10 protein-coding genes are annotated in these 12,675 nt (G+C 54.0%); 7 read left to right on the forward strand and 3 right to left on the reverse strand.

The features are described from left to right. Window positions 1-11 precede the first annotated feature (11 nt). The 3 genes from NDI52_RS06340 to NDI52_RS06350 all read left to right on the forward strand — a co-directional run bounded on the left by NDI52_RS06340 (window position 12) and on the right by NDI52_RS06350 (window position 2,615). Complete coding sequence (locus NDI52_RS06340) at window positions 12-515, forward strand: bifunctional nuclease family protein (RefSeq protein WP_190771945.1); 504 nt, start codon at window positions 12-14, stop codon at window positions 513-515. A gap of 129 nt (window positions 516-644) precedes the next feature. Next, window positions 645-1,772: an aldo/keto reductase gene (locus tag NDI52_RS06345; RefSeq protein ID WP_190771944.1), complete on the forward strand. Its 1,128-nt coding sequence runs from the start codon at window positions 645-647 to the stop codon at window positions 1,770-1,772. Between the two features lie 144 nt (window positions 1,773-1,916). Next, window positions 1,917-2,615: a hypothetical protein gene (locus NDI52_RS06350; protein ID WP_190771943.1), complete on the forward strand. Its 699-nt coding sequence runs from the start codon at window positions 1,917-1,919 to the stop codon at window positions 2,613-2,615. 251 nt (window positions 2,616-2,866) lie between these two features. Here the strand turns inward: NDI52_RS06350 and NDI52_RS06355 are convergent, their stop codons facing one another. Both NDI52_RS06355 and NDI52_RS06360 read right to left on the reverse strand, forming a co-directional pair. Continuing rightward, on the reverse strand, window positions 2,867-3,055 hold the full coding sequence (locus tag NDI52_RS06355; RefSeq protein WP_190771942.1) for a hypothetical protein: 189 nt from the start codon (window positions 3,053-3,055) through the stop codon (window positions 2,867-2,869). Between the two features lie 183 nt (window positions 3,056-3,238). Beyond that, complete coding sequence (locus NDI52_RS06360) at window positions 3,239-4,585, reverse strand: CCA tRNA nucleotidyltransferase (protein WP_199307876.1); 1,347 nt, start codon at window positions 4,583-4,585, stop codon at window positions 3,239-3,241. Between the two features lie 392 nt (window positions 4,586-4,977). On the opposite strand from NDI52_RS06360, the gene NDI52_RS06365 reads away from it, so the two are divergent. The 3 genes from NDI52_RS06365 (at window position 4,978) to NDI52_RS06375 (ending at window position 9,124) form a co-directional block, all read left to right on the forward strand. Further along, the gene (locus tag NDI52_RS06365; RefSeq protein WP_190771941.1) at window positions 4,978-5,262 is read left to right on the forward strand and encodes a Ycf34 family protein; all 285 of its coding nucleotides are present in this window, start codon (window positions 4,978-4,980) and stop codon (window positions 5,260-5,262) included. A 121-nt stretch (window positions 5,263-5,383) separates the two neighbouring features. Further along, on the forward strand, window positions 5,384-7,315 hold the full coding sequence (locus NDI52_RS06370; RefSeq protein ID WP_190789406.1) for a serine/threonine-protein kinase: 1,932 nt from the start codon (window positions 5,384-5,386) through the stop codon (window positions 7,313-7,315). Between the two features lie 3 nt (window positions 7,316-7,318). Continuing rightward, window positions 7,319-9,124, forward strand: a complete 1,806-nt coding sequence (locus NDI52_RS06375; RefSeq protein ID WP_190771939.1) for a serine/threonine-protein kinase — start codon at window positions 7,319-7,321, stop codon at window positions 9,122-9,124. Window positions 9,125-9,147: 23 nt separating this feature from the next. Here the strand turns inward: NDI52_RS06375 and NDI52_RS06380 are convergent, their stop codons facing one another. Then, window positions 9,148-10,488 carry a serine hydrolase gene (locus tag NDI52_RS06380; RefSeq protein ID WP_190771938.1) on the reverse strand — a complete coding sequence of 447 codons (1,341 nt, stop codon included), beginning with the start codon at window positions 10,486-10,488 and terminating at the stop codon, window positions 9,148-9,150. Window positions 10,489-11,127: 639 nt separating this feature from the next. Here NDI52_RS06380 and gatA point away from each other — a divergent pair. Then, window positions 11,128-12,591 carry an Asp-tRNA(Asn)/Glu-tRNA(Gln) amidotransferase subunit GatA gene (gatA, locus tag NDI52_RS06385; protein WP_190771937.1) on the forward strand — a complete coding sequence of 488 codons (1,464 nt, stop codon included), beginning with the start codon at window positions 11,128-11,130 and terminating at the stop codon, window positions 12,589-12,591. Window positions 12,592-12,675 lie beyond the last annotated feature (84 nt).

Consider the following 12,675-nt stretch of genomic DNA (forward strand, 5'->3'; position numbering starts at 1 on the left):
GAGGCTCAGCAATGATTGAAATGAAGGTCGCTGGCATCGCTCTGGAGGCTGCTACTCGCAGCCCCATTGTGCTTCTGAGGGATGCTTCAGAGCGGCGGCAACTCCCCATCTACATAGCACAGGATCAAGCGCGGGCCATCATCAGTGTGCTTGAAAACCAGACTCATCCTCGTCCCCTCACCCATGATTTGATGGTTAACATCCTGGATGAACTGGACGCGACCTTGGAGCGGGTGGTTATTCACTCTCTGCAAGAAAGTACTTTCTTTGCGGTAATGACGATTCGCCACGGCGAAACGCGCAAGGAAATTGATGCACGACCCAGCGATGCGATCGCCATTGCCCTCCGTACTCGCAGCCCCATCTGGGTAATGGAAGAGGTCATCGCCGACGCCTCCATCCCCGTCGATCGAGATGCGGATGAGGCCGAGCAACGGGCATTTCGCGATTTTCTGTCGGGTCTGAACCCTTCAGACTTTGCAGAACGGGGCCGCTCTACTAGCAGCGAGAGCTAGTATCCTCTGAACACTATTTTGAAGGGCTAACGTCTCTTCAAAAAGTTCTCTACCTGAACATTTAAGTGCCGGGAAGCCGACACTTAAATGTTTACGGAAACTTAGAGTTACTACGAGACATACTTGGGAATGCGCTACCGCCGTTTTGGCAGAACCAATCGGGACTTGTCGGTCTTTTCCCTGGGGACAATGCGCTGTCTGGCCTCTGAAGCTGTGGCCCGACAAACGATTGAGCAGGCGATCGCTCTCGGCATCAATCACCTGGAGACAGCCCGAGGCTACGGCAAAAGTGAACTGTTTTTGCGAAGTGCTTTGAGGCAAGGGGTGGGCGTACCTCGCCGTGACCTGTGGATTACGACAAAGCTTTCCCCCACCCCCGATGCCGAAAGTATGGCCAGAGCAATTGACGAGTCTCTGGAGCGGTTAGGGCTGGATTATCTGGACGGCTTAGCTATTCACGGTCTAAATACGGAAGAGCATCTAGCATGGGTGCAGACACGTGAGGGCTGTATGAAGGCGGTACAGCAGGCGATCGCGGATGGCCGTATCCGCCACGTCGGCTTCTCAACCCATGGCCCTCTAGAGGTTATTTTGAGGGCGATCGCCACTGATCAGTTCGATTTTATTAACCTTCATTACTATTACTTCTTTCAACGGAATAATCCTGCCGTTAATCTGGCCCATGAGAAAGACATGGGCATTTTCATCATCTCTCCAGCAGATAAGGGTGGGCAGCTCTACACGCCTCCTGAAACCCTGGAAAAATTGTGTTTTCCTTTTACCCCGCTGGATTTGACCTATCGCTTTTTACTGAGCGATCGCCGCATTACCACCCTCAGCGTTGGCCCCGCAAACCCAGCTGAATTGGAAGCCATTGGCTCTGTGATGGATCAAACGGAGCCTCTAACCCTGGAAGAGCAGGAGGCGTTTCATCGATTGGAGCAACAGAAGGATCGTCTCGGCACAGATCAGTGCAGCCAATGTCATGCCTGTCTTCCCTGCCCTGAGGCGATCAATATCCCTGAAGTGCTACGGTTGCGGAATTTGGCGGTCGCCTATGATATGCAGTCCTACGGCCAATACCGTTATGGCATGTTTGAAAATGCGGGGCACTGGTTTCCGGGGCGGCGGGGCGATCGCTGTACCGACTGTGGTGAGTGTCTTCCTCGCTGCCCGGAACAGCTTAATATTCCAGACCTGTTACGAGATACGCAGGAGCGTTTGGGTGGGCCACCCCGGCGGCGATTATGGGGCTGAGCCCGGGCAGAAGAGTTGTTATGGTGCGCTACCCTTTAGAATCTTGCCTAAAAAAATTTAGAAAAGTTATGCTTCAGGCTGAATGGCGATTGCTATAACTGCAATTATCCGTACTCATATCTCTTATCGTCTCTGGAGAACAGGATGAAAAAAGCCTTTAGCTGGGTTGGCATTTTACTGCTGAGCCTGTCCATCTGGGTTGGATTCACTGATACTGCTACTGCCCAGTCTCAAACACCCTGGTTTATGTCCCTCTACTGTCAACCAGAGGGTGGGTTTCTCCAGCTGAATATGGTGCCCGAGGGGGCCAGTGGGGTGACCTGGCGAGGCTATGGCACGCTGAGAAATACGGTTATCAACATTAGTGGTCGCTCATCCTATCGCATAGAAAGCGCCAGTATGCTCTCGCTACCCAGCGATCCGCCCCCAGCAGCACCCGTGACCTTGACAATGCGATCGCTTGAAGAAGCATCCCGTGGCCAGGCTCAACCGATTGGGCAAGTGGCTTTAAAGGATATTCGTGTGTATCCCCAGGAAGTCATCGGGTTTTCAGGGCGCTCAAATGCAACACTACTTGTTGACGACCCTACCGCAACACCCCAGCTTCCCTTATCGGATGTCATCACCAATTGTCAGGCTGTCAATTTGACAACGCTCCGTCGCCGCTTAAGTCCTCCCAATCAAGCCAGCTATACTTGCTATTGCTCCAACCCAAATCTGCCGCGTGAAATGGGTGCAGAGTCTTCGTCAGGGCCGGCATTTACGGAATGGCGCAATCGTGCAGGTGAAGCTTGTCGGGTCAGTGCTCGCGTCACAGGCACGTTTACTTGTAATCGCCTGTAATCGCTGATATGTAGCGTTACGCGCCCAGCGTTAGGACGCTTATTTTTGAAAGACCTGTCTATGCAAGGCATTTCAAAGATAGAAAAAGAATCGAGTGGAGACTTAGCCTCCACTCGATTCTTTTTGTTCTGTAGTCACAGTTCTATTGGGCGTAAAGAGGGATAGTTGCACTCAATAGGGGCAAAAATTTTGTCCCTATTGATGGCGTAAAACTATCGGGGATGAGGGAACCGCGCATTAAGCTGAAGAGCTTAATCTGCTGCTCCTTCTGTGTTCCCGCTCATATCCTCTTGGTTGTCGTCACTACCCGATTGAGCGCCTGAACCGGGGAACCGTCTCCGGCCGCCCATGCGCCCGGTGCCGCCCCGCTTCCGAAACTTGCGGGCGTACTCTAAATTACGCAGTGCTTTTTCCTTTTTCAAGTTACGGCGTTTAGCCATTCGAACCTCGTTTGCTAGTGGTGTGCAGTGAAAAATCTAGAAGAGTGGGCTGTGCGCAGAAAATTGACGATCGCAAAGTTCACAAACTTCATATCTTACCAAGCCCGGGGACGTCAGTAAAGTCTTGCTCCATTCCCTGGCTTCCAGATGCTGGAACCAGCAGTAAGACTGCGTCGGACAAGGTTAGATGGTATCCGCCGAGGGCGGGAGCAGAATGCCCTCCTCAGCATAGCGCCTGGCCCAGGTAATGGCGTCCTCGCGATTGGCGATCGCCCCCTCCGCATGGGCTAAATGAATGGCGTCCAGTAATTTGCCAATCTGGGGGCTGGGGCGCAGATTTAACGCTTTCATCAAATCACGTCCGCTAATTAACGCTTGTGGGTGCGCGACTGGATCTGTGGGATCCAGGTAGTGGTTGAGTAGGGGGGCGATCGTCTCCAGATCTAAACCCTGGGCAGCCGCCACCAGCACCAGCGCAGGAAATGTGCTGCCAACACTCTGGAAGAAGCGGTATTGTTGCCCTGCGCTTGCCGTCCCCGTGAGAGTCGCTAGCAGGGGCAGCGTTCGTACCACTGTCATGGCCGCCTGTACTTCCAGGCGGCTGTATTTCAACCGCCAAAGGTCTTGCTCGGCAATGTCGAGAATGGGTTCTGTCAGGCAGACTAGCTTTGCGACCCGTAGCCAGCTTCGTCCCATGCCCGAAGCTTTTTGCTGATCTTTGGGCCAACTGGTTGCTTCTTCAGCCAGAGCGGGCCAAAGCTGCTCCAGTAGAATCATGGCTCGGTCGATCCCGGCGATGTATTCCATGCTGTCGTGAGTAGCATGGGGGAGCCAGTAGGCCAGGAGTTGATCCTGCCAGGCCATCTTCAGAAAAGACGTACCCTTAGGGGTCCCCAGCAGGTAGTTCAGCTCGGCCTGAACCCGTTCAGGGGCAATCCGCTCCAGTAAGGGGGCGAGATCCTGAATAGTTGCCTGGGTTTCGGGCTCCAGACTAAATCCTAACTGGGCTGCCTGCCGATAGGCCCGCAGCAGGCGCAAGGGATCCTCTTTCAGGTTCTCAGGAGCCACCATGCGGATCCGCTGATGTTGCAGATCGGTGTACCCACTGAGGGGATCAATCAGGCGATCGCTATGGGGGTGGTAAGCGATCGCATTCACCGTGAAGTCACGCCGATGCAGGTCTTCCTCCAGGCAGTCGCCCACCTGCTGGGCAAAATCTACCGTAGCGCGATCAAACACCACCCGAGCAATCTGACGTTCCTGGTCGAGTAGTACGTAGCCTGTTTTGTAGTGGCGGGCGATCGCCTCAGCAACAGCGACGGCACCTTCAGCCAGCACAAAATCTAGATCCAGGTACTCGGCTTTCCGTCCCAGCAACGCATCCCGAACATTACCCCCTACAAGACAGGTGGTTGGTGGCAACCAATCCAGGCTGAACGGCCAGGTTTCTGGGGAAAGCGCTGACTGAATATGAGGGAAGTGGAGCCAAATCTCGGGTGAGTGGAGCGATGATAGGGAAGTAATATTCAAAATTTTGATGGCCTACGGCCTGATGGTAGGGCGATAGTTAATACGGGCGATGCTTCAGGAAGCCCAATCAAAAAACATACCGGAAAATGGGCCACGGTATTCTAAATCACTACCACGATCACTACCACGGCCTCCCCTATTATTTGCTGGTGTCTTTTCATTTTGCTACATCCAATTGGGGGGCTTGGGCGATCGCTTCTGCCCGGCAATCCAGGGTTAGAAATACTTTCCGTGAAGCATCCAGCATGTCCAAAAAACAGCCTTTAGAATATCCCCCTCCATAGGCTTAAGACATAACCTGAGGTTAGGGACCGGGTGCTGATGCCGTCATCGGTAAATTTAGGCTAGATTATCAAAAATGCCCGCCATTGTCGCACTATGAGGTGTTCGGGATGTGTATCTGTGTTAACTGCCATTACGTGGATCGCTGCACCACGTATCACGAGGTGGAAGGGCTACACCAGCAGCCTCATTTGACTGACCATCCTGATTTTGAGGCGGTCAACCCTACCATTAACTACAACTACTCGCTGCCCGAAGTGCGGGTGACTGAGGATGGGCAAATCGTCCAGGAAGGGGATCTCAGTGAAGAGTATGACGTAGTGGGCTGTGATAGCTTCAAAGCGGATATGGGCAAGTGGTCCCGGCTGCGACCGGGTGAGCTTGTTCCAACGTGATTGGGAGATTTGCCTTGAGGGAATGGGTGGATGGGGAAATGAGTGGATGAGTCAGTGATGGAGTCCACTGGCTCGCCCATCTATCTCTCGATTGATCCACCCATCTATCCGTTTCCCCTCCATGAGCCATTGCCTAAACCCTGATTGTCCTCAGCCAATTAATCCAGGAGATGCCCGTTTTTGTATGGCTTGCGGGCGATCGCTGCGGTTGGGCGATCGCTACCATCCATTAGAGCTGCTGGGGCAGGGGGGATTTGGGCGCACCTTTATGGCTCGTGACGAAGGGCAGCCAGGCCATCCCCTGTGTGTCATCAAACAATTTCTGCCGCAACAGCCTGGCGAAGAAGCTCGCCAAAAAGCCGCTGAGCTATTCCGGCAAGAGGGAGAGCAACTCCGGGAAATTGGCAAGTATCCTCAGATCCCCACGCTCTACGCCTACCTGGAGGAGGAGGGTTGTCAGTATCTGATTCAGGAGTTCATTAAGGGGCGCACCTTAGAACAGGAACTGACCGAAGCGGGACCTTTCAGTGAGCTAAAAATTCGCCATCTGTTGAACAGCTTGTTGCCGGTGTTGCAGGCGCTGCACGACCACCAAATTATTCATCGTGATATCAAACCCACCAACATCATCCGACGACAGGAGTCTGCAAATGCTCCTCTAGAGGACTTAGTGCTGGTGGATTTTGGCGCTTCTAAGTATGCCAACCCTACGGTGCTGGCCCGTACGGGCACCCTCATCGGGAGTGCTGGATATGCGGCTCCTGAGCAGGTAATGGGCCGTGCTGAATTTGTTAGCGATCTCTACAGTCTAGGGGTGACCTGCATTCACCTGATGACGGGGCTGCATCCCTTTGATCTATATTCAGCAAGTGATGATGCCTGGGTTTGGCAGGATTTCCTGACGGAGCCCGTGAGCGATCGCCTTGCCCAGGTGCTGAACAAACTTCTGCGTCGTCCCACTTCCCAACGATTTCGCTCGGCCACAGCCGTTTTGCAAGCGCTCAATCAGACCAGCAGCCCTGTCATACGAGTTGGCCGCCGTGTGCCTCTTGCCGTGGGTAGCCGTCCTGATCTGACTCTGGCTCCAGCGGAATCTGTTGAGTCTCAGCCTGTTCGCCGCAATTGGGAGTGTGTATTTAATCTGGAGGGGCATACAGGGCCTGTGACGGCGATCGCCATCAGTCCCGACGGTCTTCTGCTAGCCAGTGGCAGCACCGACCGTAGCATTAAGCTGTGGCATCTGGAGTCTGGCACGTTAATGCACACCTGGAGTGGGCGATCGCTCCGGTTTCAGGCGGGTCATACCGAGGCTATCACCACGCTGGCCTTTAGTGCCGATGGCTGTACTCTCATCAGTGGCAGCGAGGATTGCACGCTGCGTTGGTGGGATTTGGAGACGCGCAAGTTAATCCGCCGGAGCCCGGAGCATGGCTGGCTGATTTCGGCCTTGGCGCTGAGCCAGAATGGAGCGTTGGTCGCCAGTGGTGGGGGCGACGGCCTGATCAACCTGTGGGAGCAAGAGAGCGGGGAACCTTTAGCCCATTTGCACAAGCATCGCGATCGCATCAGCAGTCTCCTGCTCAGCCCCGATGGACAAACCCTCATCAGTGGTAGCTATGATCGCACCCTGCGGCTGTGGGATCTGCGGAGCGATCGCATCATTCGTACCCTCTGGGGCCATAGCGATCGCATCAGTGCTACCGCCATCAGCTCCAATTGGTTAACCCTCATCAGTACAGGTTGGGATCGCACGCTGCGCTTTTGGAACTTAAGCGAGGGCAAAGCTGTACACACGCAACTGGCTCATCAGGATGCGGTCACCTGCCTTGCCCTTTCCCCCAACAACCGCTTGCTGGCTAGCGGCAGCGAAGACAACCGAATTAAGCTTTGGGATTTGAAGCGGACTGAATCAGGTGTGCTGGTGCCGACCGGCGATCGCCCCCTTGCGCTTCCCTATGCCTGGAGCGTCAGCGCCCTCGCCTTTAGTCCAGACGGTCAGGTGTTGGTGAGCGGTAGTCCCGATGAAACTGTACGTGTTTGGCAGATGGTTTAGTCTATGCCTTACTGTCTCAACCCACGCTGCGATAAACCCATCAACCCAGAAAAGACGAACTTCTGCCAGAACTGTGGGCAACGGTTGCGGCTGGGCGATCGCTACAGTGCCTACCAACCGCTGGGCCAGGGAAGGTCTAGCCGCACATTTCTAGGCATGGATACGCATCAAATCCTCGACCCGCGCTGCGTTCTAAAAGAATTTCCCATGGGCACTGACGCGGATGCCCTGCGACAGCAGACAGCACGCCTGGCAGAGCTATCGGAGCATCCCCAAATTCCAAATGTCCTGGCCTACTTTGAGCGCGATCGCTGGCAATACCTGGTGCAGGAGTTTGTCGATGGGCGTAGTTTGCTGCGGCAGCTCCAGGAGGAGGGGACTTTTGATGAGGCACAAATTCGAGAGATGCTGCGTACGGTGCTGCCCGTGTTGCAGTATCTGCACGACCACTTCGTGATTCATCGCGATGTGAAGCCCGATAACCTGGTTCGCCGGAGCGATCGCTCTGGCACTTTAATGCTGGTGGACTTCGGTGCCGTGAAGTTCTCCACCCAATCCACTCTGGGTAATACGGGTACGTTTCTGGGTAGCGCTGAATATGCTGCCCCTGAGCAACTGATGGGAAAGGCTACCACCGCCAGCGATCTCTACAGCCTGGGGGCTAGTTGCCTGCATCTGATGACTGGGCTATCGCCCTTCGATTTATTTGACTCTGCCCAAGGGGAATGGCGATGGCGATCCGTCGCTGTGGGCATCAGCGACAGCCTGGCTTGCCTGCTGGATCGGATGATGGCTAATAGTTTGAGCGATCGCTACGCCACCGCTGCCGAAATTCTGCGTGACTTAGGTGCTTCCCCGACCCAGATTCAACTGGCAGCTAGTTGGAAGAAGCCTGTCTGGTCTGCGATTTGGCAGGATGCCGGAACAGAGAAGTGGGAGTGTGTCCAGACGATTGAGGTGGCGCAGGAGGTGAATGCGCTAGCGCTGGTTCCCGATGGCATCATAACCGCCCACAACGACGGCACCCCTCGGCGATGGGATGCCTCGACGGGGGTAATGGTGCGGATCTTTGAAGGCCACGAGCATTGTGTGTCCTGTATCGCGATCGCCCAGGATGAAGCCACTATGGTCAGCGGTAGCCAGGATCAATCGTTACGGGTCTGGGATGTGAACACGGGCAACGTGCAGCACGTGTTGCGGGGGCATCGGGGGAAAGTGACGGCGATCGCTCTTGATACTTCCCTGTTAATCAGTGCCAGTCATGACGAAACCATTCGTCTTTGGGAACTGCCCTCCGGTCAACCCCTCGGTGTGCTCCAGGGGCATACCCATCCCATCGAGTCTCTGGCCTACGATCCCGCCTCTCAAATCTTAGTGAGTGGTGATGCCGGGGGTTTCGTCAAACTATGGTACCTGGGTACTCGTGAACTGCTGCGAACGCTTTCGGGGCATACGGCCCGTGTCAGCGCTGTTGCGCTCATTGCTGCTACTCAAACAACCCTCAGCAGCAGTTGGGATATGACTTTGAAATTGCGCGACCTTAACACTGGAGGGTTACGTCGTAATCTAACCGGGCATCTACTCCCCATTAGCGCCCTTGCTCTGGAACTCAACCACAATCTCCTGGCAACGGGAAGTCACGACATGCTGATCAAACTCTGGAATCCTCACGATGGGAAACTCCAGAGTGTGCTGAGTGGACATACGGGTTCTGTTGATGCGCTGGCGTTTGGTGCGCAGGGCGATTGTCTTTGGAGTGGAGGGCGCGATCGAACACTTCGCTGTTGGAAGCCTGCACACCTGATATAGTGCGTAGCGCTATGAAACAGAACTTAGCCTTCAGCCGGAGGTGCTGCGGTGTTGCCTCCAAACCCGTTGTTCTTGACGAGATATTCAACAACGCCTTGAATGACGGTCTTCACGGCAGGTTCGCTAGCGGTGTAGTCGATAGTAACCGTAATGACGTATCGCTCGCCCTGAATATTCACGCCAGTTGTGCTACCCAGCACTTTAGAGTTTTGCCCCGTTTTCTCCCCAATCCAAACGGCAGGACGCTTCACCGCTTCATAGCCGAGCTCCCAATCGTACTGGTTCACCAGTCCTTCGAGAATCAAGTCATCACCAGGGTGCTCCTGGTTGTAGATGCCCACCATCATGTCGGTAAGTTCGTCGGTGGTCATGACGTTGGGAGGGGTGCCCAAGTTGGCGGGGTAGGTGCTTTGGCCTACCAGCTTGGTGCGTACGGTCGTGGTGGTGTAGCCGCGATCGCGCAGCACCTGATTGATGTAGTCCCGCCCGACATAGTCTATGAGCTGATTGGTTGCAATATTGCCACTGTAGCTAATCATGTCAAGCATGATTTTTTTCAGGGAATATTCTGAGCCGACCCAAATCTTTCCAGCATCCTCCGTCCAGTTCCCCCGACTGACCATGATCTTGGTCTCTGGGTTAATCTTCTCTTCATCCAGTTTTGCCATCAGGGCAACGGCCACAGGCACCTTGATCAAGCTGGCTGGGCTGGCTGGAGGTTCATTGCCCCGCAAGCGACGGCATTCTCGCTGCATGTTGCAGACCGTGACACGAACCCGAGAGGCCATGCCCGTTTTCTCGGCAATGGCTTTCAGGAAACCGGAACGAACCGTGTCGTAGCGATAGGCCGCGACAGCATAGTTATTTTCATATTCCTTCCGCTTTGCCTCGGCTTGGGCTGCCATGAAGGAATCTTTAGATACCTCTTTCAGTGAGTCCATAGCTTGCTTCCAGAGGGTGTAAGCCTGCTTGGCAGACTCCTCTGAATCATCAGCTTGAGATTTCAGGGCGGTTGCCTGGTTCGCAAACCGAATGGCATCATTCCAGCTTTGCTTAGCCGACTCTTCTACTTGAATGTGAATTTCGACAGCCTGTAAGCTGTCTAACAACTCTGTTGGAGCTGTGGCGGTACCCGTCTGGGAGGAAATCAGGACGGGCTGACGCTTGGCGAGGTCAGCCTGAAGGCGATCGCGGATCTGATAAAGCTCTTGAAGGGACTTGGCTTCTGGAAACGGCACTGTTTTCGAGTGCGGAGTTTCTAGCACGGGAGCCAGAACTGGGAACGAAGGAACAATCAAACTGGTTGCCCAAATCCCAAAAGTTGCCAGGGGTGTAACTGTTAGATACCACCACAAATGACGCATTCCACTACCTCGATACCCCACACCAGGGCTGACTCAACAGGGCCAACTTATCTTTAGATTTAATCACTTTTCCTGAAAAAGCATTACAAGACCGTTTACGGTAATCAAAATTCCTTAAAATGTCACATCCCTCCGCAGAATTAAATTTGCTAAACAATCTGGGGCAGGGGAGGACTGGAGGGTTTAAACCTTCATAGCCTACAAGCTTCTAGCCGGTTTATTTTGAAACTTATTTAACCTTAGTTCGAGATAAGCTGCAGTGCTTATTTTGGCGTGCGCAAAGCGCACGCCAAAATAAGCATTTTCGAGTGCCGCGCAACACGCGGCACTCGAAAATGCCCTTAACCCGAACTCAGGTTATTTAATTTGAGTTGAGGTTATTTCGTCTCCGACTCCTCACCGCAGAATTCTCAGTATGGAATCAGGCCCGAAAACCGCGTGCCTTCGGCACGCGGTTTTCGGGCTTCAAAGCCAGGATTGCACGCCCGTCGGGCGCGCAATCTTGGCTTTGAAGCTCATCATGAGAACTGCTGCCCTCAGCGCAACTCTGCCTTAATTGACCAAAAAATCGTCTACAGTGAGGGATGGGAAAATTTCCCCCCTGCTTACTGTTAGATGTACCCGATGGAGAACTCCCCGATGCCATCCATCCGCGAGTTGCACCAGCAACTTATTCGTAAGGAACGAACGGCGGTTGAAATTGCCGAAGCGGCGCTGGAACGATTGCAAGCGCTAGAACCAAAAGTGCATAGCTTTTTGACGGTTACCGCTGACTATGCTTTGGAGCAAGCCCGACAGGTGGATGCCAAGATTGCGGCTGGAGAGGCGATTGGCCCGCTGGCTGGCATTCCCATCGGCATTAAAGACAACATGTGTACGAAGGGAATCCGGACGACTTGTGGTTCGCGGATTCTAGAAAATTTTGTGCCTCCCTATGAGTCCACGGTGACCCAGCGGCTCAAGGATGCCGGTGCTGTCATGTTGGGTAAAACCAATATGGATGAGTTCGCTATGGGTAGCTCCACTGAGAACTCAGCGTTTCAGCTCACAGCCAATCCCTGGGATCTGGAGCGGGTACCGGGTGGTTCGTCTGGTGGCTCGGCGGCAGCAGTAGCGGCTGGGCAGTGCGTGGTATCCCTGGGATCTGATACGGGTGGTTCAATTCGCCAGCCAGCTTCCTTCTGTGGTGTGGTCGGTTTGAAACCCACCTATGGTCTAGTGTCTCGCTATGGTTTAGTCGCCTACGCTTCGTCACTGGATCAAATTGGGCCCTTTGGCCGTACGGTCGAGGATGTTGCAATTTTGTTGGGGGCGATCGCGGGTTATGACTCCCAGGACGCTACCAGCCTCAAAGTTGACATTCCAGATTATGCTTCTGCCCTGCGTCCTGACTTCAAGCCACGCGGCAAATTGCGAATTGGCATCATCAAGGAAACCTTTGGTGAAGGCTTGGACGCTGTGGTTGAACAGGCCGTCACGAAAGCTGTAGAGCAATTGCAGGGATTGGGCGCTGAAATTCAGGTTATTTCCTGCCCACAGTTCCGGTATGGGCTGCCCACCTATTACATCATTGCGCCCTCTGAGGCATCCGCGAACTTGGCCCGCTATGACGGGGTGAAGTATGGCTTCCGAGCCGATGATCCTTCCAATCTATTGGATATGTATGCCAAGACCCGCGCCGAAGGGTTCGGAGCGGAGGTGAAGCGTCGGATTATGATTGGAACTTACGCTCTGTCAGCGGGTTACTATGACGCCTACTATCTCAAGGCTCAGAAGGTCCGTACGCTCATCAAGCAGGACTTCGAGAAAGCGTTTCAGCAGGTGGATGTGCTGGTGTGCCCCACTTCTCCTACCACGGCCTTTAAGGCGGGCGAGAAGACGGACGATCCCATTAGCATGTATTTGTCTGACCTGATGACCATTCCTGTAAACCTGGCAGGATTGCCTGCCCTGAGCCTACCTTGCGGTTTTGATGAGCAAGGTCTCCCCATTGGTTTGCAGCTCATCGGTAACGTCTTGCAGGAAGACCTGCTGCTCAGCGTGGCTCATGCTTATGAACAATCCACCCGTTGGCATGAGCCCATGCCAAAACTTGAAGGGTAGTTTCGTGGATTTCGTGCGTGACCCGCACGAATCATGTCAAAGCTGATTGAAACAACACAAAATAGATAGTGCGCGGTAGAAGTA

Origin of the sequence: Leptolyngbya sp. PL-A3 (assembly GCF_039962325.1) — a bacterium.
Classification (GTDB): domain Bacteria; phylum Cyanobacteriota; class Cyanobacteriia; order Elainellales; family Elainellaceae; genus Vacuolonema.